The organism is Paraburkholderia megapolitana, from assembly GCF_007556815.1.
GTDB lineage: Bacteria > Pseudomonadota > Gammaproteobacteria > Burkholderiales > Burkholderiaceae > Paraburkholderia > Paraburkholderia megapolitana.
Map to the genome: position 1 here is coordinate 557,640 of NZ_CP041745.1, position 20,698 is coordinate 578,337.

Here is a 20,698-nt window from a genome sequence, read left to right on the forward strand (position 1 = left end):
GCCCGCACGGTGATGAGTGAAATGATTTCTAAATCTTTATCGATCTACCGGGGGAGCCGCATGCGGGGTACCTTGAGCGCGGTTGCGGCAGTTGCGGTTATGACCGTACTCGTCGGATGTTCTACCTACGACAACCTGACGCAGCGCATCGCGCAACGCATCACACCGTATCGCATCACGGTCGTGCAAGGCAACTTCGTATCGAAGGAAGCCGCGGCGCAGATGCAGGTCGGCATGACGCGGGCGCAGGTTCGCCAGGTGCTGGGCACGCCCCTGCTGGCCGACATGTTCCATGCCGACCGCTGGGACTACGTCTTCTACTTCAAGCGCGGCTCGACGTCGATCGTCCAGCAGCGCGATTTCGTCGTGATATTTGCGGGCGATAACGTCGCGAGCTGGTCGGGCGGCGAGGATCTGCCGTCTAATCTGGAACTGCTGGCGGAGATCGACGGCGACAGGTTGGGCAAGAAATACAAGGCAGCAGCGGCTAGCGCGGCCAGCGCGCCGTCCGCAGCAGCAGCGTCGGACACGGCTGCAGCCGCCGCCGCGCCTGTCGCCACCGATGTCGATGCCAACGCACAGGCCGCGCAAGCCGCGAACCGTGCGACTAGCGCGCCGGACACGCCGTCTCAAAGGCCCACGGTGCGCGCAGGCGTACCGCAGTCGAACGGCGGCGTGCCGCAAGGCGCAACGGCGCCGGGGCAGCCGCAGTTCCAGTTCCACCGTCCGCCGCCGCCGACCGTCCAGGGCGTGCCGCAGGACAACCCGGTGGGTCCGACCGGTTCGAGCAGCGGTGGTCCGACGCTGAACGCACCGTTGACGGCGCCCACGTCGGGAACAAGCAACTAGGCTTTCGCGGGTTACTCATGAAGATTGCCATCGCCGGTGCATCGGGCCGTATGGGCCAGATGCTCATCGAAACAGTCCTGAACGATTCCGCCACGACGCTCTCCGGTGCGCTCGACCGTGCCGGCTCGCCGCAGCTCGGCCAGGACGCGGGCGCGTTCCTCGGCAAGCAGACCGGCGTCGTGCTGACCGACGACCTCGACCGGGTGCTGGCCGAATCCGACTACCTGATCGATTTCACGCGTCCCGAAGGCACGATGCTGCACATCGAGGCCGCGCTGCGTCACAACGTGAAACTCGTGATCGGCACGACTGGCTTCGATAACGCGCAGAAAGCGCAGCTGCATGCCGCCGCCGACAAGATCGGCATCGTCTTCGCGGCGAACATGAGCGTGGGCGTCAACGTGACGCTGAAGCTGCTCGAATTTGCCGCGCGCCATTTCGCGACCGGCTACGACATCGAGATCATCGAAGCGCACCACCGTCACAAGGTCGACGCGCCGTCGGGCACGGCGCTCATGATGGGCGAAGTCATCGCCGATGCGCTCGGGCGCAATCTCGACGACTGTGCGGTCTATGGCCGCGAAGGCGTGACTGGCGCACGCGATCCTTCAACCATCGGTTTTTCCGCGATCCGCGGCGGCGATATCGTCGGCGATCACACGGTGCTGTTCGCCGGTATCGGCGAGCGCATCGAGATCACGCACAAGTCCGCGAGCCGTCTGTCGTATGCGCAAGGCGCATTGCGCGCCGTGCGCTTTCTCGGCGACCATCCCACCGGTCTTTACGACATGCAGGACGTACTCGGCCTGCGCTGAGCACGGCGGGCATTTTCCGGCAGCCGGCGGCGCACGGCCGCCGCCGCGCTTCATCCAGACAGCGAGGCCCGATGGCAAGCACCGGCATCATCCATTACCTGCAAACCAGCGACGCGATCACGCATGCCGTCGCTTATGTGCTGCTGGCCATGTCGGTTGCGAGCTGGTGCTTTCTGATCGTCAAGAGCTGGATGCTTGGCCGCGCGAAACGGCAGGGGCCGCGCGCAATCGCGAAGTTCTGGCAGGCGCCGACGCTGTCTGACGGCGTCGACGTGCTGCGTCGCGCCGATCGCGAGCGGGTTTTCACGCCGCTTGCCGAAGCCGCATTGCAGGCCGCCGAAGCCGATATTCCCGGCATGCTGCTGGCGCGCGTCGATCGTAGCGAGCGGGTGATGCGCGCGCTGCGGCAAGCGCTCAACGCATCGCAGCGCCGGCTCGAATTCGGCCAGGTGCTGCTCGCCTCGGTGGGCAGTACCGCGCCGTTCGTCGGGCTGCTCGGCACGGTCTGGGGCATCTATCACGCGCTCGGCAGCATTGCTTCGAGCGGCCAGGCGATGATCGAAAACGTCGCGGGCCCGGTCGGCGAGGCGCTGATCATGACCGCGTTCGGTCTGGTCGTCGCGATTCCCGCGGTGCTCGCGTACAACGTGCTCGGACGGATGGTGCGGCAACTGTCCGAGGAACTCGACGGCTTCGCGCACGACCTGCACGCGTACGTGTGCGCGCCGGCGAACTGACGCATCCCGGCAGCGCGGCAGGCGGAGGACGACGTGGCATTCGGCGGATTCGACAAGAAGCAGCAGGCCGCGCCGATGGCGGACATCAACATGACGCCGCTGATCGACGTGATGCTGGTGCTGCTCGTCATCTTCATCATCACTGCGCCGCTTTTCACGCACGCCATCCGGCTCGACTTGCCGCGCGTCGCCGCCGATTCAGCGCGCCAGACGCCGCAAACCATTTCCATCTCGATCGATGCCGCGGGCAAGCTGTACTGGAACGGCAACCCGGTCGCGCTCGACCAGCTGCGCGCGCAACTGGTTCAGGCCGGGCGTAGCACGGACCAGCCGGAGATCCATCTGCGGGCGTCGCGCGACACGCGCTACGAGGTGATCGCGCAGGTGATGGGCGCCGCGCAGCAGGCGGGGCTCGAGCGGCTGGGTTTCGTGACCGATCCGCCGCCGCCGGGACAGAAGCCTTGATGCACGCGGTGTCGGCGGCCGTCACGCCGTAACCGCCCGGCCCCGCAGCTGTCTGGTATTTGCCGCCGCGCCCGCGGTACGGCACCGGCCGTGCGCAACCCACGGTGTAGACCCCGTCGGACGGTATAATCAGCGCTTTCCCCATTCACGGGGAGCCGACGACATTTCGTTACGCAGAGCACCACGTCCGGTGCGAAAGCATCGAACCCAGCGATCCATCACACCATGCAAGAAAAATACGTTCCCTCCGACGTCGAATCTGCCGCGCAGTCCGAGTGGCGCGCCAGCGACGCCTACAAGACGACGGAAATCGCCAGCAAGCCGAAGTTCTATTGCGTGTCGATGCTGCCGTACCCGTCGGGCAAGCTGCACATGGGACACGTACGCAACTACACGATCAACGACGTGATGTACCGCTATCTGCGGATGAACGGCTACAACGTGCTGATGCCGATGGGCTGGGACGCGTTCGGCATGCCCGCCGAAAACGCCGCAATGGCGAACGGTGTGCCGCCCGCGCGCTGGACCTACGACAACATCGCGTACATGAAGGGGCAGATGCAGTCGATGGGACTCGCCATCGACTGGTCGCGCGAAGTCGCGACTTGCAGCCCGACGTACTACAAGTGGAACCAGTGGCTGTTCCTGAAGATGCTCGAGAAGGGCATCGCGTACAAGAAGACCGGCACTGTGAACTGGGACCCGGTCGACCAGACCGTGCTCGCGAACGAACAGGTGATCGACGGGCGCGGCTGGCGCTCCGGCGCGCTGGTCGAGAAGCGCGAAATCCCGATGTACTACATGCGCATCACGCAGTACGCCGACGAGCTGCTAAGCGACCTCGAAGGCCTCGGCTGGCCCGAGCGCGTGAAGGTCATGCAGCAGAACTGGATCGGCAAGAGCTACGGCGTGAATTTCGGCTTCCCGTACGAGATCGACGGTGAGGAAAAGCTGCTGCGCGTATTTACGACACGGGCCGACACGATCATGGGCGTCACGTTCTGCGCGGTCGCCGCCGAGCATCCGCTCGCCACGCGTCTTGCGCAGGACAAGCCGGAACTGCAGGCATTCATCGAAGAGTGCAAGCGCGGCGGTGTCGCGGAAGCCGACGTTGCGACGATGGAAAAGAAGGGTATCGGTACCGGCTTTTACGTCACGCATCCGCTGACGCAGGAACGCGTCGAAGTGTGGATCGGCAACTACGTGCTGATGAGCTACGGCGAAGGCGCGGTGATGGGCGTGCCCGCGCACGACGAGCGCGACTTCGCGTTCGTGAAGAAGTACGGTTTGCCGATCAAGCAGGTGGTAGCGGTGGAAGGCGAGTCGTTTTCCGCCGACGCCTGGCAGGAGTGGTACGGCAGCAAGGAAGGCTGCGTTTGCGTGAATAGCGGCAAGTACGACGGCCTGAACTACACGCAGGCCATCGATGCCGTAGCCGCCGATCTGAAAGCGCTCGGCCTCGGCGACAAGCAGGTCACCTGGCGTCTGCGCGACTGGGGTATCTCGCGCCAGCGTTACTGGGGCACGCCGATCCCGATCATCCATTGCGACACATGCGGCGACGTACCGGTTCCGGAGCAGGATCTGCCCGTCGTGCTGCCGGAAGACCTCGTGCCGGATGGCACCGGCAACCCGCTCGCGAAGTCCGAAGCGTTCGTGAACTGCGTGTGTCCGAAGTGCGGCGCGCCGGCCAAACGCGAAACCGACACGATGGACACGTTCGTCGATTCCGCGTGGTACTTCTCGCGTTACGCCGCGCCCGATGCGAAGACCATGGTCGACGAACGCACCGACTACTGGATGCCGATGGACCAGTACATCGGCGGCATCGAACACGCCATCCTGCATCTGCTGTATTCGCGCTTCTGGGCCAAGGTGATGCGCGACATGAACCTCGTGAAATTCGCCGAGCCGGCGAAGAACCTGCTTACGCAGGGCATGGTGCTCAACGAAACCTATTACCGCGAGAACGATGCCGGCAAGAAGGCGTGGTTCAATCCCGCCGATGTCGTCGTCACGCACGACGACAAGGGGCGCCCGGTCGGTGCGACGCTCAACGCGGACGGTCAGCCTGTGGTGCTCGGCGGCATCGAGAAGATGTCGAAGTCGAAGAACAACGGCGTCGATCCGCAGATCCTGATCGACCTGTACGGCGCCGATACCGCGCGCCTCTTCACGATGTTCGCGTCGCCGCCGGAGCAGCAGCTCGAGTGGTCGGGTGCGGGCGTCGAGGGTGCGAGCCGGTTCCTGCGTCGCGTGTGGTCGTTTGGACAGAGCAACGAAGCGGTGCTGCGCGGCGGTTCGTCGGCGGCCGCGCATGCGCCCGGCGATGTCGACAAGACCGTGCGCCGCGAGATCTACAGCGTGCTGAAGCAGGCCGATTTCGATTATCAGCGGCTGCAGTACAACACAGTGGTCTCGGCGGCAATGAAGATGCTCAACGCACTCGAAGGCGCGAAGGGCGCGCAGCCCGCCGTGCTGCGCGAAACCTACAGCGTGCTGCTGCGCGTGCTGTACCCGGTCGTGCCGCACGTCACGTTCCAGTTGTGGCGCGAACTCGGCTATGCCGACGAATTCGGTTCGCTGCTCGACGCACCGTGGCCGAAGGTCGACGAAGCGGCGCTCGAGCAAACTGAGATCGAGCTCGTGCTGCAGGTGAACGGCAAGGTGCGCGGCGCTGTGACGGTCGCGAAGGATGCGCCGCGCGAAGCGATCGAAGCGGCAGCGCTCGCGCACGAGATGGTTGCGAAGTTCAGCGAAGGCAAGCCGCCGAAGAAGGTGATCGTCGTGCCGGGCCGGCTCGTGAACATCGTCGTTTGATATCGACGCACCGCGGGATTTACTGCGAACCAGGGAGCTAATGTGATTCGCAAATCGTTTCTGATGCTGACGTGCAGTGCGCTGATTCTGTCCGCGTGTGGTTTTCAGCTGCGCGGCCAGCAGGACTATGCGTTCAAGCGCCTGGCGGTCGCCGGCGGAGCGCCAGCCGGTGTCGCGCGCCTCACGCGGATGGTGGAAGGCGGCAGCGACACGGTGGTGGTGAACAACGCAGCCAACGCCGACGCGACGCTGCGGCTGTCGGAAGGGCAGGGCACCAGCGTGTTGACGCTGAATTCGCTGGGCGTTGTCGAGGAATACCAGATCAACTACACGCTGAACTACTCGCTCGTGGGCGCGGACGGCACGCTGCTCATTCCACCTAGCGCGATCGCGCTGAACCGTGCGATGACCTATAGCGACCAGTACTCGCAGGCGAAGTCGGCGGAATACGACCTGCTGATCGCCGACATGCGCAACGACGCCGTCGACCAGTTGATGCGCCGTCTCTCGGTCGTGCACACGCTGCATCCCGGCCCTGGCCAGCAGGTGCCGGGTGTCTCGCCGCGCGCACCGCTGCCGCCGCCGCCGCTGTGAACGGCATGACGATTTTCACCGGCATCTAGTCATGCAACTGCGACTCGACTCGCTCGACACACACCTCGCGAAAGGACTCGCGGGCCTCTACGTCGTGTACGGCGATGAGCATCTGATCGCGCAGGAAGCGTGCGACCGCATTCGTGCGGCGGCGCGCGCGGCCGGCTTCACCGATCGCTCGGTGTTCACCGTCGAGCGTGGCTTCGACTGGAGTTCGCTGCTAGGCGCGAGCCAGTCGATGTCGCTGTTCGGCGACCGGCAACTCGTCGAACTGCGGATTCCATCGGGCAAACCAGGCAAGGAAGGCGCGGATGCGCTGAAGACGCTTGCTGCCGCGGTGAATGACGAAGTGCTGACGCTCGTCACGCTGCCACGGCTCGACGCCGCGACGCAGAAGGCCGGCTGGTTCACGGCGCTGTCCGAAGCAGGCGTCGCATTGAAGGTCGATTCGATCGAACGCGCGCAGTTGCCGAACTGGATCGGCCAGCGGCTCGCGCAGCAGGGGCAGCGGATGGCAGCCGGGGAAGACGGGCGACGCGCGCTGCAATTTATCGCTGAGCGTGTGGAGGGCAATCTGCTCGCCGCGCATCAGGAAATCCAGAAGCTCGGGCTGCTCTATCCAGCCGGTGCGTTGAGCTTCGAGCAGGTTCACGATGCCGTGCTGAACGTGGCGCGCTATGACGTATTCAAGCTGAACGAAGCGATGCTTGCCGGCGACGTCGGGCGGCTTTCGCGCATGCTCGACGGTCTGCGCGGCGAAGGCGAGGCGGCGGTGCTGGTGTTGTGGGCCGTGGTCGAGGAAGTGCGCACGCTGCTGCGCATCAAGCGCGGTGTCGCTGCGGGCAAACCGCTCGCGATGCTGCTGCGCGAGAACCGTGTCTGGGGTCCGCGCGAACGGCTCGTCGGACCGGCGCTGTCGCGCATCACAGAGCCCGCATTGGAAAAAGGCCTCGCGCTTGCCGCTCGGCTCGACAGGCAGGTGAAGGGACTGTCGGGCAACACGCCGGGCCAGCCGCGCGACAATCCGCCGCCTGATCCATGGGACGGGCTGTTCGAACTGGCGATGAGTGTTGCCGCGCCGCGCAATGCACCATCGGGCGGTGCGCCGGCGCGTCGCGCGGGTTAGCCGACGCGTCGTAGCACGCCTGCCGCAACCTCCTGCGGCAGTACGAACAAGTCAGCCCGACACTACGGAGCGGCCGCTGACAAACCCGCGCCACAAGACTTACAATCGACGCATCTCCTGCTCAACCCCGCAGTACGCCGCGCCGGCCGCAATTTGCAGTTTGCGGTTCGCGTGGGCACCCGAGAATCACGAAGATGGATATCGATCAGTACATGACGGACCTCGGCCGCCGCGCCCGCCACGCATCGCGTGCGATGGCACGGGCGTCGACGGCGGCGAAGAATGCCGCGCTCGACGCGGTCGCACACGCCATCGAGCGCGATGCCGCGCTGCTCAAAACCGCCAACGCACGCGATGTCGCGCGGGCCCGCGAGAAAGGGCTCGACGCCGCGTTCATCGATCGCCTCACGCTGTCCGACAAGGCGCTGAAGACGATGATCGAAGGCTTGCGCCAGGTGGCTGCGTTGCCCGACCCGATTGGCGAAATCACCAACCTCAAATATCGTCCGAGCGGCATCCAGGTCGGCCAGATGCGCGTACCGCTCGGCGTGATCGGGATCATCTACGAATCGCGTCCGAACGTAACGATCGATGCGGCCGCGCTGTGCCTGAAGTCCGGCAACGCGACGATCCTGCGCGGCGGTTCCGAAGCACTCGAATGCAATACGGCGCTCGCGAAGCTGATTGGCGAAGGGCTGGAAGCAGCCGGCCTGCCGCAGGACGCGGTGCAGGTTGTGGAAACGTCGGACCGCGCAGCCGTTGGCGTGTTGATCACGATGACCGAATACGTCGACGTGATCGTGCCGCGCGGCGGCAAGAACCTGATTGCGCGTCTGATGGAAGAAGCTCGCGTGCCGATGATCAAGCATCTCGACGGTATCTGCCACGTGTATGTCGACGATCGCGCGGATCTCACGAAGGCGCTGACCGTGTGCGATAACGCGAAGACGCATCGCTACGGCACCTGCAACACGATGGAAACGCTGCTTGTCGCCCGCGGTATCGCCAAGGAAATACTGCCGCCACTCGGCACGCTGTATCGCGACAAGCAGGTCGAGCTGCGCGTCGATCCGGCGGCGCGCGCGGTACTCGAAGCGGCGAAGATCGGCCCGCTCGTCGATGCCACCGAAGAAGACTGGCGCACCGAATATCTCGCGCCAGTGCTCGCGATCAAGATCGTCGATGGACTCGATGCGGCGATCGATCACATCAACACGTACAGTTCCGCGCACACCGACGCGATCGTTACCGAAGATCACGACCGCGCGATGCGCTTCCTGCGCGAAGTCGATTCGGCGAGCGTGATGGTCAACGCGTCGACGCGTTTTGCCGACGGCTTCGAGTTCGGTCTCGGCGCGGAGATCGGCATTTCGAACGACAAGCTGCATGCGCGCGGACCGGTCGGACTCGAAGGGCTGACTTCGCTGAAATACGTCGTGCTTGGGCATGGCGAAGGGCGGCAATAGATCGCCTGTAAAACCGCGCGCACGCTGCATTCATTGCGTTGATTGCATTAGCGCGCGATCTGCTTCTCGTACCCGCAGTCAATCATGCCGCGGGCGGCCGCGCCGGTCGCCACAAGGCAACAACATCTCATCGAGGACCGCCGATGCTCTGGGTCAAGACGTTTCACATCGTTCTGGTGGCTGCCTGGTTTGCCGGATTGTTCTACCTGCCGCGCATTTTCGTGAACCTTGCGATGGAGACGGAGCCCGCGGCGATCAAGCGTCTGCTCATCATGGCGCGCAAGCTGTTTCGCTTCATGACGTTCATCGCGGTGCCTGCATTGCTGTGCGGACTGTGGTTGTGGCTCGTGATCGGCGTTGGACGCGGGCAGGGCTGGATTCACGCGAAGGTCGGTGTTGTCGCGCTGCTCGTGATCTATCACGCGTATTGCGGCAGGTTGCTCGCGACTTTCGAGCGCGGCGAAAACCGTCGCTCGCACAAGTGGTATCGCATGTATAACGAGCTGCCTGTGCTTGGGTTGCTAGCAGCCGTTGCGCTGGTGGTGATCAAGCCGTTCTGAGCGGCTTGAGGCGGCCGGCCCCGCCGGCCTCTTGCCTGCAACATGCCGCAACGCCAGCAAGCGTTGCGCGCCTCCGCTTCACTCCTTCGGACCAATACGCCTGCGCGTAATCAGGTCCTTCGCTCCCGCCAGTTTTTCAGTCAACGCCGGCCCGCACTGCAGCGCGACGCCGACCGCGAGAATATCGCCGATCGCGAGATGCGACGTTCGCGAAGTCATCGGTGAGAACACGTCGGTGTCTTCATCGACGTTCGCATGCAGTCCGACCGATGCGAGCCGTGCGAGCGGCGAATTGCCGTGCGTGACCGCGATCACTTTTGCGCCGCCGTCGAGCGCCGCTTTCGCCGCGTCGACGATGTCACGTGTGCGCCCGGTGTTCGAGATCGCGACGACGACGTCGCCAGGACCGAGCAGCGCCGCGGACATCAGATACGTCTGCGGGTCCGAATACGCGACGCTCGGCATGCCGAGCCGGAAGAACTTGTGCTGCATGTCCTGGGCTGCGATGCCGGAGCCGCCCGCACCGTAGAACTCGATGCGCCGCGCGCCCGCGAGCAGCGCGATCGCATCGGCGAGTGCATCCGACGAAAGATTGTTGCGCACCTGGATCAGCGCGCCGATCGTCCGGTCGAGGACCTTCGCCGCTACGCCGGGCACCGGTTCGTCGGGGCGCACGTCGCGGTAGACAGCGGGTACATCGGCGGCGACGCCTTGCGCGAGGCGGATCTTGAATTCGCGGAAGCCCGAAAATCCGAGCGCGTGACAGAAGCGCGCGATGGTCGGTTGGCTCACGCCGGCACGCTGTGCCACTTCCGTCATCGACAGATCGAGCACCTCGCGCGGCGCTTCGAGCACGTAATCGGCGAGCTTGCGCTCGGACGGCCGCAACTGGTCGCGCATCGCTTCTACCTGGGACAGCATCATCGGAAAACTCGCACTATGCTGAAAGATCCGTGGACTATAGCGGATTCGCCGGTTTGTACAAATACTACATATTCGGCGTAGGTGTATTCCCTATGCCCCATGGGAAAAAGCCGTAAGCGCCGCGTGTGTTGGGCTTAGGCGAAAAGAGAGTGCGGCGACCAGGAGCAGAATTCGCGTTGCAGGCGTGTAGTTTTTCTACTAACATTCGAATCAAGATGCCGGGACCACCCGGCCACGCCTTACCTGTGCATCACGTCCCCGCCAGAAGACGAAGGAGATTCGATGGTTTCCCCGCATTCGCATTTGATGAAGGTCACGCGACGCGTGATCGAGCGCAGCAAGCCCACGCGCGCAGCCTATCTCGCCCGTATCGATGCGGCGCAGGGCAAGTTCCCGGCGCGCGGCGCGCTCTCGTGCGCGAACCTCGCACACGGATTCGCGGGCCTCGAAGGCAACGACAAACTCACGATCAAGGCCATTCGCGCGCCGAACATCGGCATCGTCTCCTCGTATAACGAAATGCTGTCGGCGCATGCGCCGTACAAGGACTATCCCGATCTCATCAAGCAGGCCGCGCGCGAAAACGGCGGCGTCGCGCAGTTCGCAGGCGGCGTACCCGCGATGTGCGACGGCGTGACGCAAGGCAATGCGGGCATGGAGCTGTCGCTGTTCTCGCGCGAAGTGATCGCGATGAGCACGGCGATTGCGCTGACCCACAACATGTTCGATGCCGCGCTGTGTCTCGGCATCTGCGACAAGATCGTGCCGGGCCTGCTGATCGGTGCATTGCAGTTCGGTCACCTGCCCACGATCTTCGTACCGGCCGGCCCGATGGCGAGCGGTCTGTCGAACGATGACAAGGCGAAGATCCGCCAGCAGTTCGCGACCGGCAAGGTCGGCCGCGACGCGCTGCTCGAAGCCGAAGCTGCCGCATATCACGGCCACGGCACGTGCACGTTCTACGGCACCGCGAACAGCAACCAGATGCTGATGGAAGTGATGGGCCTGCATCTGCCGGGTTCGGCCTTCGTTCATCCGCATACGCCGCTGCGCGACGCACTCACGGCTGCCGCGGCGCGCCGCGTGCTCGATCTGACTGTCGAACGTGGCCACTACACGCCGATCGGCCACGTGGTCGACGAGAAGGCGATCGTCAACGGCATCGTCGCGTTGCTCGCAACCGGTGGCTCGACCAACCACACGCTGCACCTCGTCGCGATTGCGCGGGCCGCCGGCGTGATGATCGACTGGGACGACTTCGACGAACTGTCGCAGACCGTGCCGCTGCTCGCGAAGATTTACCCGAACGGCAAGGCCGACGTGAATCATTTCCACGCGGCGGGCGGCGTCGCGTTCCTCGTGCGCAACCTGCTCGAAGGCGGCTTGCTGCATGAAGACGTGACGACGGTCGCGGGTCGTGGCCTGTCGCACTACACGCAGGAACCGAAATTGCTCGATGGCCAGTTGACGTGGGTCGACGGCGCACCGAAGAGCGAGGACACGACCGTGCTGCGCGGCATCGAAGATCCGTTCCAGGCGGACGGCGGTTTGCGTCTGATGCAGGGCAAGCTCGGGCGCGGCGTGATCAAGATTTCGGCGGTGGCCGCGGCGCATCGCAAGGTGACTGCGCCCGCGATCGTATTCGATTCGCAGGAAGCGGTGCAGGAAGCATTCGATAACGGCGAGCTGAAGCGCGACTTCGTCGCGATCGTGCGGTTCCAGGGCGCGCGTGCAAACGGCATGCCGGAGCTGCATCGTTTGACGCCGCTGCTCGGTGTGTTGCAGGATCAGGGTTTCCATGTCGCGCTCGTCACGGACGGGCGTATGTCCGGCGCGTCGGGCAAGGTGCCCGCGGTGATCCACGTGTCGCCCGAAGCGCTGCTGCAAGGGCCGCTCGGCAAGGTGCGTACCGGCGACACGATCGTCATCGACGCCGAAGCCGGCGTGCTGGACATCGATATCGATGCAACGGAGTGGGCCGCGCGTCCGGAAGCCGAACCGGTACATCAGGCGGGCAACGAAGTCGGCTTCGGCCGGGAACTGTACGGTGTGTTTCGCGCGGCGGCGGCGCCGGCGGAACTGGGTGCATCGGTATTCGGCCCGCTGGTCGGCGAGCGCCCCGAGATCCATCACACCCTCGAAGAATTGCAGAAACAAGGAGCATGACCATGACGACAAAAACAGTAAGCGACATCGTGCGCCTCGGCCCGGTCATTCCGGTCCTCGCATTCGATTCGGCGGAACAGGGCGAAAGCGTTTCGCGCGCGCTGCATGCTGGCGGTGTGAAGGTTCTCGAGATCACGCTGCGTACCGAAGCGGGCCTGAAAGCAATCGAACGCGCGAGCGGACTCGCCGACGATATCGTCGTCGGTGTCGGCACGATCACGCGGCCCGAGCAATGCGCACTCGCGAAGAAAGCGGGCGCGCAGTTCGGCGTGTCGCCGGGTCTGACGAAGGAAATGCATCAGGCCGCGCTCGATGCGGGTCTGCCGCTGCTGCCCGGTGTCATGACGCCGACTGACATCATCGCGGCGCTCGAACTCGGCTACGAGATCGTCAAGTTTTTCCCTGCGCAACCGGCGGGCGGCGTGCCGATGCTGCAAGCGTTTCACGGTCCGTTTCCGACGTTGAAGTTCTGCCCGACGGGCGGCATCACTGCGGAATCAGCGCTGAATTTCCTCGCGTTGCCGAACGTGGTGTGCGTCGGTGGCTCGTGGTTGACGCCGAAGTCCGCCGTGGCTGCGCAGAACTGGGCGGAAGTCACGCGCCTCGCACGCGCGGCCAGCGAACTGGCGCCGCCTGTGCGTTGAACGTAGACGTGCGTACGGATCGAAGCTAGCGGGAACGACGCTTGCATACAGAGCCTCGCCGATGCAGCCGACAGGCTGTGTGGCGAGGCTCTGTGCTGTTGTGGCGCCACGCCGTACGCAATTCGATTCAGCAGTTCGGGTAACGGCTGCACTGTGCCGTGCGCTGCACTGCAGCGACGTCAGCCCGCATCCAATGCAATGTTCGCGCGCCATCCACCACAACAAACAGTAGAATTCAGCGACCACGCGGCGATTTCATCGGCGCTGCGTCGAGTTGCCACGCAGGATGCCCGCGCGTTGCATCCATATCGATAACGCAGAGGAGGCGCTTCACTCATGGACGCAGTTCACGGCAGCATGCTGCTCGTTTACGCCTTGATCGCCATCGCGGCGCTGATCCTGTTGATCACGCGCTACAAGGTGTATCCCTTCCTCGTCCTGATCATCGTCTCGCTACTGCTCGGGCTTGCGGTCGGCATGCCGATGAGCCAGATCGTGAAGTCGTTCGAAACCGGCAACGGCAATACGCTCGGACACATCGCGATCGTCGTCGGCCTCGGCACGATGCTCGGCAAGATGATGGCCGAATCGGGTGGCGCGGAGCGCGTCGCGACGACGCTGATCGACTGGTTCGGCGAGAAGCATATTCACTGGGCGATGGTGTGCGTCGCGGTGATCGTCGGCTTGCCGGTGTTCTTCGAAGTCGGCTTCGTGCTGCTGATCCCGATCGCGTTCAACGTTGCGAAGCGCACTGGTAAATCGCTGCTGCTGATCGGGCTGCCGATGGTCGCGGGGTTATCGGTCGTGCACGGACTGATTCCGCCGCATCCGGCCGCGATGCTTGCGGTGCAGGCGTATCACGCGGACATCGGCAAGACCATTCTGTATGGGTTGATCGTCGGTATTCCGACGGCGATTGTCGCAGGTCCGTTGTTCGCGCTGCTGATACACCGCTATATCAAGCTGCCGGAACACAATGCGCTCGCGGCGCAGTTCACTGATTCGAGCTCGCAGGACGGCGCAAAGAGCAATGCGAAGAGTGACGCAAAAGACGATGGGAAGCCGGCCGCAAAGCGCACGCTGCCAAGCTTCGGTGTCACCCTCTTCACGATCCTGCTGCCGGTGATCCTGATGCTGATCGGCAGTTGGGCCGATCTTGTTTCGGCACCGAAGACCCTGCCGAACGATCTGCTGAAATTCGTCGGCAACTCCGACGTCGCACTGCTGATCTCCGTACTCGTGAGCTTCTGGACCTTCGGTGCAAAGCGCGGCTTTAATCGCGAGCAGATCCAGAAATTCTGCGGCGACTGTCTCGCGCCAATCGCGGGGATTACACTGATTGTCGGTGCAGGCGGCGGCTTTGGCCGTGTGCTGATGGACAGCGGCATTTCGAAAGAGATCGTCGAAGTCGCGACGAACGCGCATCTGTCGCCGCTGTTGTTCGGCTGGTTCGTCGCTGCGCTGATCCGCCTCGCAACCGGTTCCGCGACGGTTGCCATGACGACCGCGTGCGGTATCGTCGCGCCGATCGCGTCGGCGGCCGGCGCGCAGGTGAGCCCGGAACTGCTGGTGCTGGCCACCGGTTGCGGCTCGCTGATCTTTTCGCACGTGAACGACGGCGGTTTCTGGCTGGTCAAGGAATACTTCGGCATGACAGTGGGGCAGACCTTCAAGACATGGTCGCTCTGCGAAACCATCATTTCGGTGATGGGACTCGGTTTGACGTTCGCTCTCGCGGCGGTCCTGTAAGGAGCAGTAGATGATCTTGATAGCAATGGGCGTGTCGGGCGCAGGCAAGACGCGCATCGGCGAGATGCTGGCGGAGCGCCTGCACTGCGACTTCACCGATGGCGACGCGTTTCACAGCGCCGCCAACAAGGAGAAGATGCATCACGGCATTCCGCTGACCGACGAAGACCGCTGGCCGTGGCTGCGCACGATCCGCGAAGCGATCGAGGAAAAGCAGCGGGCCAGCGAGACGGCGGTGTTCACGTGTTCGTCGCTGAAGCGCTCGTATCGCGACATCCTGCGCAATGGCGATCGCGACGTAGTTTTCGTGTATTTACATGGCTCGCTGGAAACGCTGCGCGAACGGTTGAAGACGCGCACCGGTCATTTCTTCGATCCGTCGCTGCTGCAAAGCCAGCTCGATACTTTAGAAGAACCGGACGCTGAAGAAGCAATCACGGTGAGCATCGATCTGACGCCGGAACAGATCGTCGACGAGGTGCTCGCGCAACTGAAGACGCGCGATGGAGCGTAACTAGCTAGCGGTAGCGCGGCAGGCAGCGCATCGGGCGCACGAAGAAAAGGCGCTTCCTGAACTGCACCTTCAAAGCATGGATCAATGTCCAACTTTGAGGTGCACTTCAGGAAGCGCCTTTTTTATTGCCGGCGGCGTGTGCGTTACGTTACTTAAAGCCGCCACCGCTCATGCCGAAGAACGACCGTTACTTGATCCGCTTCGCGAGTTCAATCGCCTTGCCGACATACGACGCCGGCGTCATCGCAAGCAGACGCTCTTTCGCATCGGCGGGAATCTGCAAACCGCCGATGAACGTCTGCAACCCTTCGCGCGTAATGCCCTTGCCGCGCGTCAGTTCCTTCAACTGCTCGTACGGATTCTCGATGCCGTAGCGGCGCATTACCGTCTGCACCGGCTCCGCAAGCACTTCCCAGCAGTTGTCGAGATCGTCGTTCAGACGCTGCGGATTGACTTCGAGCTTGTCGAGACCGCGGATCAACGCGTCGTAGGCAAGCAGCGAGTAACCGAACGCGACGCCGATATTGCGCAGCACCGTCGAGTCGGTCAGATCGCGCTGCCAGCGCGACACCGGCAGCTTGTCGGCGAGGTGCCGCAGCGTTGCGTTCGCGAGGCCGAGATTGCCTTCCGAGTTTTCGAAGTCGATCGGATTGACCTTGTGCGGCATCGTCGACGAACCGATTTCACCGGCCTTCGTTTTCTGCTTGAAATAGCCGACCGAGATGTAGCCCCACACGTCGCGGTCGAGATCGAGCAGGATCGTGTTCGCACGCGCGACGGCGTCGAACAGTTCGGCCATGTAGTCGTGCGGCTCGATCTGGATCGTGTACGGATTGAATTTCAGCTTCAGGCGCTGCTCGACCACATCGCGCGAAAACGCTTCCCAGTCGAACTCCGGATACGCGGACAGATGCGCATTGAAGTTGCCGACCGCGCCGTTCATCTTGCCGAGCAGTTCGACTTTGGCGATGCGTTCGATTGCACGTTCGAGCCGCGCGGCGACGTTAGCGATTTCCTTGCCGAGCGTCGTCGGGCTGGCAGGCTGACCATGCGTGCGCGACAGCATCGGCTGTTCGGCGTGCAGGTGCGCGAGCTTGACGAGGCGTTCGTACACCGAGCGCAGTGCAGGCAGCATGACGTGTTCGCGCGCACCGGCAAGCATCAGGCCGTGCGACGTGTTGTTGATGTCTTCCGACGTACACGCGAAGTGGATGAACTCGCTTGCGCGTTCCAGCTCGGGCTGGCCCTTCACCGATTCCTTCAGCCAGTATTCGACCGCTTTTACGTCGTGATTCGTCACGCGCTCGATGTCCTTGATGCGCGCGGCGTCGTGTGCGGTGAAGCGCTCGACGAGTTGCAGCAGGAACTGCTCGGACGCATCGGAGAAACGCGGCACTTCGGCGAGACCGGCGCGCGACAGCGCGATCAGCCAGTGGATTTCGACGGTCACGCGATGGCGCATGAACGCAGCCTCCGAGAGCCACTCGCGCAGGGCTTCGGTTTTCGACGCATAGCGGCCGTCGAGCGGGGACAGCGCGGTAAGCGCGAACAGGGTGTCGGGGCGGGTGTCGGACATGATGGGGCGGACCGGAGGGTGAAGATCGGAAGAACCGCGAATTTTACCACCGTGCGGGCTGCGGCCCTGCGAGGCCCCGCTTTGTACCTGCGCGGCGCCGCCCGAATCGCGCCGCGCCGCTAGAATGCCGCTACTTACTGCCCGCCGCCCAAGGTCCCATGGAACTGAAATGGCTTGAAGACTTCGTTTCGCTTGCGGAAACCCACAGTTTCAGCCGCTCGGCGGAACTGCGCCATGTCACGCAGCCGGCGTTCTCGCGCCGCATCCAGGCGCTCGAAGCGTGGCTCAGCACGGAACTGATCGATCGTTCGGTCTATCCGACGCGGCTCACGGGGGCCGGGCAGGTGTTCTACGAGCAGGCGCTGGCGATGCTCTCGCAGTTCCACGAAGCGCGCACGCTGCTGCGCGGGCATACCGGAACGCCCGCGGCGACCATCGAGTTCGCCGTGCCGCACACGCTTTCGCTCACCTACTTTCCGGGCTGGCTGCAGCGCATCGAATCGCGCCTTGGCCCGGTTCACACGCGGCTGCGCGCGCTGAACGTGCACGACGCGGTGCTCTCGCTGGTGGAAGGCGGCTGCGACCTCGTGATGGGTTATCACCATCCGAGCCACCCGGTTGCTCTCGACCCTGCGCGCTACGACATGCTGACCATCGGCATCGAGACAATCAGTCCGTTTTCGGCGGCTTCGCGCGCCGGGCGGCCCCGTTACACGCTGCCAGGTACGCCGGATGCACCGGCGCCGTATCTGTCGTACACGGCGAATGCGTACCTCGGACGGATGACCGAGGTAATCATCGCCAACGCGCCGGCGCGGCTCTATCTCGACCGCGTGTATGAAACCGATATGGCCGAAGGGTTAAAGGCCATGGCGCTGGCCGGGCACGGCATCGCCTTCCTGCCGCACAGCGCGGTCGAGGACGCGACCGCCGACGGGCGTCTCGTCCGGCTCGATCGCGCGACGCGCGGCGTCGCTGAAGGCCAGTTCACACTGACGATGGAAATCCGCCTGTATCGCGACAAGATGGCGGTGCAGGGCGACGATCCGCGCCATGTGCTAATCCGCAAGCTGTGGGATATCGTGAGCGCGGAACTGACGGAGCGTACCGGCTGAGTGCGATTGCGGCCATACCGTTTCGCGACCGCTTTTTTCGACTTTTTCGACGTTATGCGTGAAAAGCATAACGGGATGAACAAACGGCATTGGATTTCACAACGGCGTTTTTCGACAATGTGCGCACCCGATCGACGCTGGAGCGTTCATGTCATCACAACCGCAGTCCGCATCATCTTTGCAGTCCGTCCCGTCCTACCTCAATAGCGACAATCTCGGCCCGTGGGGTAACTATCTGCGGCAGGTCGACCGCGTCGCGCCGTATCTCGGCCCGCTGTCGCGCTGGCTCGAAACGCTGAAGCGCCCGAAGCGGATCCTGATCGTCGACGTCCCTATCGAACTCGATAACGGCACCGTTGCGCACTTCGAAGGCTACCGCGTGCAGCACAACGTGTCGCGCGGTCCGGGCAAGGGCGGCGTGCGTTATCACCAGGATGTCACGCTGTCGGAAGTGATGGCGCTGTCGGCCTGGATGTCGGTGAAGAATGCGGCGGTGAACGTACCGTACGGCGGCGCGAAGGGCGGTATCCGCGTCGATCCGCGCACGCTGTCGCGTGGCGAACTCGAGCGTATGACGCGTCGCTACACCAGCGAAATCGGCATCATCATCGGACCGAACACCGACATTCCTGCGCCGGACGTGAACACGAACGAGCAGATCATGGCGTGGATGATGGACACCTACTCGATGAACCAGGGCCAGACGGCCACGGGCGTCGTGACGGGCAAGCCGATCACGCTCGGTGGTTCGCTGGGTCGTCGCGAAGCGACGGGTCGTGGCGTGTTCGTCGTCGGCTGTGAAGCGGCGCGCCGCATCGGCTTCGACATCGAAGGCGCACGCATCGCAGTGCAGGGCTTCGGCAACGTCGGCGGGATCGCTGCACGTCTGTTCCAGGAAGCCGGTTCGAAGATCGTCGCGGTGCAGGATCACACGGGTTCGCTGTACAAATCGACCGGGCTGGATTCGGCCGCGCTGCTCGAACACGTGGCGAAGACCGGTGGCGTAGGCGGTTTTGCCGGTGCCGATCCGATCGCGAACGACGAATTCTGGACCATCGAAACGGACATCCTGATTCCGGCCGCGCTCGAAAACCAGATCACCGAAAAGAACGCGCACAAGATCCGCACGAAGATCATCGTGGAAGGCGCCAACGGCCCGACCACGACCGCCGCCGACGACATCCTGCACGACAAGGGCGTCCTCGTCATTCCGGACGTGGTGGCCAATGCGGGTGGCGTGACGGTGTCGTACTTCGAGTGGGTGCAGGATTTCTCGAGCTTCTTCTGGACCGAGGACGAGATCAACCAGCGCCTCGAACGCGTGATGCGCGAAGCGTTTGCAGCGGTGTGGCAGGTATCGAGCGAACAGAAGGTGTCGGTGCGCACGGCGGCGTTTATCGTCGCGTGTAAGCGGATCCTGCAGGCGCGCGAAATGCGCGGACTGTACCCTTGATCGACCTGCATCCAGGCTGATTTCCGGCTTGGTTCTCTAGGTTCAGACGCGGTCGACAAGACCGCGCGCAGTACCGGCGGGCGGCATCCATGCGATGCCGCCCGCTTTTTTATACCTGCGCATTACCAAAGCACTACGACAAGCTGTCGAAGCCGACATGGTTTACAACAATTACTTTCATATTGGTTACTTTGCTAAACTGGCGCGGTTATGCCAAGGAGATCACACATGAAGGTTAAAAAAGCTGCGCTGCTGCTCGCCACCCTGGGGCTGTTTACGGTGGGTGCACACGCACAGGAAGCCGGAACGCTGAAGAAAATCAAGGATACGGGGGTCATTTCGCTGGGCCACCGCGAATCGTCGATTCCGTTCTCGTATTACGACGACAAGCAGAACGTCATCGGTTACTCGTATGAGTTCCAGATGAAGGTTGTCGAAGCAGTGAAGCAGAAGCTTAATCTGCCCAACTTGAAGGTCAAGTTCACGCCGGTCACGTCGCAGAACCGGATTCCGCTGGTCCAGAACGGTACGGTCGACATCGAGTGCGGCTCGACGACGAACAATCTCGAGCGCCAGCAACAGGCAGCATTCTCGAACACGATTTTCGTGATCGGTACGCGCCTGATGACGCGCAAAGATTCGGGCATCAAGGACTTCGCCGATCTGAAGGGCAAGACCGTCGTCACGACGGCAGGCACCACGTCCGAGCGGCTGCTGCGCAAGATGAACCAGGACAAGAGCCTGGGCATGAACATCATCAGCGCGAAGGATCATGGCGAGTCGTTCCAGACGCTCGAAACGGGCCGTGCCGCTGCATTCATGATGGACGATGCACTGCTCGCAGGCGAACGCGCCAAGTCGAAGTCGCCGAACGATTTCGTGATTGTCGGTACGCCGCAATCGCATGAAGCGTACGGCTGCATGATGCGCAAGAACGATCCTGAGTTCAAGAAGGTGGTCGACGACGCAATCGCGAAGGTCGAAACCTCGGGTGAAGCGGACCAGATCTACAAGAAGTGGTTCGAAACGCCGATTCCGCCGAAGGGTCTCAACCTGAACTTCCCGGAAAGCGACGACATGAAGGCGCTCTTCAAGAGCCCGAACGACAAGGTAATCGATTAAACC

At 63.3% G+C, this 20,698-nt stretch carries 18 protein-coding genes; 16 read left to right on the forward strand and 2 right to left on the reverse strand.

Going from position 1 to position 20,698, the window contains the following annotated elements; all coding sequences use genetic code 11:
- Positions 1 to 60: 60 nt before the first annotated feature.
- From FNZ07_RS15920 to FNZ07_RS15960, 9 genes are all read left to right on the forward strand, one after another.
- Positions 61 to 849, forward strand: a complete 789-nt coding sequence (locus FNZ07_RS15920) for an outer membrane protein assembly factor BamE (RefSeq protein WP_091009853.1) — start codon at positions 61 to 63, stop codon at positions 847 to 849.
- Between the two features lie 17 nt (positions 850 to 866).
- Complete coding sequence (gene dapB / locus FNZ07_RS15925) at positions 867 to 1,664, forward strand: 4-hydroxy-tetrahydrodipicolinate reductase (RefSeq protein WP_091009855.1); 798 nt, start codon at positions 867 to 869, stop codon at positions 1,662 to 1,664.
- A gap of 71 nt (positions 1,665 to 1,735) precedes the next feature.
- Positions 1,736 to 2,401: a MotA/TolQ/ExbB proton channel family protein gene (locus FNZ07_RS15930; RefSeq protein WP_091009858.1), complete on the forward strand. Its 666-nt coding sequence runs from the start codon at positions 1,736 to 1,738 to the stop codon at positions 2,399 to 2,401.
- Positions 2,402 to 2,434: 33 nt separating this feature from the next.
- Complete coding sequence (locus FNZ07_RS15935; protein WP_091009861.1) at positions 2,435 to 2,866, forward strand: ExbD/TolR family protein; 432 nt, start codon at positions 2,435 to 2,437, stop codon at positions 2,864 to 2,866.
- A gap of 225 nt (positions 2,867 to 3,091) precedes the next feature.
- The gene (gene leuS / locus FNZ07_RS15940) at positions 3,092 to 5,686 is read left to right on the forward strand and encodes a leucine--tRNA ligase (protein WP_091009864.1); all 2,595 of its coding nucleotides are present in this window, start codon (positions 3,092 to 3,094) and stop codon (positions 5,684 to 5,686) included.
- A gap of 42 nt (positions 5,687 to 5,728) precedes the next feature.
- Positions 5,729 to 6,280, forward strand: coding sequence for an LPS-assembly lipoprotein LptE (locus FNZ07_RS15945; protein ID WP_091009867.1), 552 nt, complete (start codon positions 5,729 to 5,731; stop codon positions 6,278 to 6,280).
- A 31-nt stretch (positions 6,281 to 6,311) separates the two neighbouring features.
- Positions 6,312 to 7,406: a DNA polymerase III subunit delta gene (gene holA, locus FNZ07_RS15950; RefSeq protein WP_091009870.1), complete on the forward strand. Its 1,095-nt coding sequence runs from the start codon at positions 6,312 to 6,314 to the stop codon at positions 7,404 to 7,406.
- Between the two features lie 194 nt (positions 7,407 to 7,600).
- Complete coding sequence (locus tag FNZ07_RS15955) at positions 7,601 to 8,872, forward strand: glutamate-5-semialdehyde dehydrogenase (protein WP_091009873.1); 1,272 nt, start codon at positions 7,601 to 7,603, stop codon at positions 8,870 to 8,872.
- Between the two features lie 143 nt (positions 8,873 to 9,015).
- A complete protein-coding gene (locus FNZ07_RS15960; RefSeq protein WP_091009875.1) occupies positions 9,016 to 9,432 on the forward strand; it encodes a CopD family protein in 417 nt (138 codons plus the stop codon).
- A 78-nt stretch (positions 9,433 to 9,510) separates the two neighbouring features.
- Here FNZ07_RS15960 and FNZ07_RS15965 read toward each other — a convergent pair whose 3' ends face one another.
- Positions 9,511 to 10,356 carry a MurR/RpiR family transcriptional regulator gene (locus FNZ07_RS15965; protein WP_091009878.1) on the reverse strand — a complete coding sequence of 282 codons (846 nt, stop codon included), beginning with the start codon at positions 10,354 to 10,356 and terminating at the stop codon, positions 9,511 to 9,513.
- Positions 10,357 to 10,638: 282 nt separating this feature from the next.
- Between FNZ07_RS15965 and edd the strand changes: the two genes are divergently transcribed.
- The 4 genes from edd (at position 10,639) to FNZ07_RS15985 (ending at position 15,429) form a co-directional block, all read left to right on the forward strand.
- Positions 10,639 to 12,522 (forward strand): phosphogluconate dehydratase, encoded by a 1,884-nt coding sequence (edd, locus tag FNZ07_RS15970; RefSeq protein WP_091009880.1) that lies wholly within the window; start codon positions 10,639 to 10,641, stop codon positions 12,520 to 12,522.
- Between the two features lie 2 nt (positions 12,523 to 12,524).
- Positions 12,525 to 13,166, forward strand: coding sequence for a bifunctional 4-hydroxy-2-oxoglutarate aldolase/2-dehydro-3-deoxy-phosphogluconate aldolase (gene eda, locus FNZ07_RS15975; RefSeq protein ID WP_091009882.1), 642 nt, complete (start codon positions 12,525 to 12,527; stop codon positions 13,164 to 13,166).
- Between the two features lie 336 nt (positions 13,167 to 13,502).
- Positions 13,503 to 14,915 carry a GntP family permease gene (locus FNZ07_RS15980; protein WP_091009884.1) on the forward strand — a complete coding sequence of 471 codons (1,413 nt, stop codon included), beginning with the start codon at positions 13,503 to 13,505 and terminating at the stop codon, positions 14,913 to 14,915.
- 10 nt (positions 14,916 to 14,925) lie between these two features.
- Entirely contained in the window at positions 14,926 to 15,429 is a 504-nt protein-coding gene (locus FNZ07_RS15985) for a gluconokinase (protein ID WP_091009887.1), read from the forward strand.
- Positions 15,430 to 15,616: 187 nt separating this feature from the next.
- Here the strand turns inward: FNZ07_RS15985 and purB are convergent, their stop codons facing one another.
- Positions 15,617 to 17,005, reverse strand: coding sequence for an adenylosuccinate lyase (purB, locus tag FNZ07_RS15990; protein ID WP_091009889.1), 1,389 nt, complete (start codon positions 17,003 to 17,005; stop codon positions 15,617 to 15,619).
- A 158-nt stretch (positions 17,006 to 17,163) separates the two neighbouring features.
- Here purB and FNZ07_RS15995 point away from each other — a divergent pair, with 158 nt between their 5' ends.
- From FNZ07_RS15995 to FNZ07_RS16005, 3 genes are all read left to right on the forward strand, one after another.
- Positions 17,164 to 18,120, forward strand: a complete 957-nt coding sequence (locus FNZ07_RS15995; RefSeq protein ID WP_091009892.1) for a LysR family transcriptional regulator — start codon at positions 17,164 to 17,166, stop codon at positions 18,118 to 18,120.
- Positions 18,121 to 18,268: 148 nt separating this feature from the next.
- Positions 18,269 to 19,573, forward strand: coding sequence for a Glu/Leu/Phe/Val family dehydrogenase (locus FNZ07_RS16000; protein ID WP_091009895.1), 1,305 nt, complete (start codon positions 18,269 to 18,271; stop codon positions 19,571 to 19,573).
- Between the two features lie 228 nt (positions 19,574 to 19,801).
- Complete coding sequence (locus FNZ07_RS16005) at positions 19,802 to 20,695, forward strand: glutamate/aspartate ABC transporter substrate-binding protein (RefSeq protein ID WP_091009897.1); 894 nt, start codon at positions 19,802 to 19,804, stop codon at positions 20,693 to 20,695.
- Positions 20,696 to 20,698: the final 3 nt, after the last annotated feature.

Coding starts and splice junctions, on each gene's coding strand:
- FNZ07_RS15960 (WP_091009875.1), top strand. CDS start 9,016: ATGCTCTGGGTCAAGACGTTTCACATCGTTCTGGTGGCTGCCTGGTTT.
- FNZ07_RS15965 (WP_091009878.1), bottom strand. CDS start 10,356: ATGATGCTGTCCCAGGTAGAAGCGATGCGCGACCAGTTGCGGCCGTCC.
- FNZ07_RS16005 (WP_091009897.1), top strand. CDS start 19,802: ATGAAGGTTAAAAAAGCTGCGCTGCTGCTCGCCACCCTGGGGCTGTTT.
- edd (WP_091009880.1), top strand. CDS start 10,639: ATGGTTTCCCCGCATTCGCATTTGATGAAGGTCACGCGACGCGTGATC.
- FNZ07_RS16000 (WP_091009895.1), top strand. CDS start 18,269: ATGTCATCACAACCGCAGTCCGCATCATCTTTGCAGTCCGTCCCGTCC.
- purB (WP_091009889.1), bottom strand. CDS start 17,005: ATGTCCGACACCCGCCCCGACACCCTGTTCGCGCTTACCGCGCTGTCC.
- FNZ07_RS15930 (WP_091009858.1), top strand. CDS start 1,736: ATGGCAAGCACCGGCATCATCCATTACCTGCAAACCAGCGACGCGATC.
- FNZ07_RS15955 (WP_091009873.1), top strand. CDS start 7,601: ATGGATATCGATCAGTACATGACGGACCTCGGCCGCCGCGCCCGCCAC.
- leuS (WP_091009864.1), top strand. CDS start 3,092: ATGCAAGAAAAATACGTTCCCTCCGACGTCGAATCTGCCGCGCAGTCC.
- FNZ07_RS15985 (WP_091009887.1), top strand. CDS start 14,926: ATGATCTTGATAGCAATGGGCGTGTCGGGCGCAGGCAAGACGCGCATC.
- FNZ07_RS15995 (WP_091009892.1), top strand. CDS start 17,164: ATGGAACTGAAATGGCTTGAAGACTTCGTTTCGCTTGCGGAAACCCAC.
- dapB (WP_091009855.1), top strand. CDS start 867: ATGAAGATTGCCATCGCCGGTGCATCGGGCCGTATGGGCCAGATGCTC.
- eda (WP_091009882.1), top strand. CDS start 12,525: ATGACGACAAAAACAGTAAGCGACATCGTGCGCCTCGGCCCGGTCATT.
- holA (WP_091009870.1), top strand. CDS start 6,312: ATGCAACTGCGACTCGACTCGCTCGACACACACCTCGCGAAAGGACTC.
- FNZ07_RS15980 (WP_091009884.1), top strand. CDS start 13,503: ATGGACGCAGTTCACGGCAGCATGCTGCTCGTTTACGCCTTGATCGCC.
- FNZ07_RS15920 (WP_091009853.1), top strand. CDS start 61: ATGCGGGGTACCTTGAGCGCGGTTGCGGCAGTTGCGGTTATGACCGTA.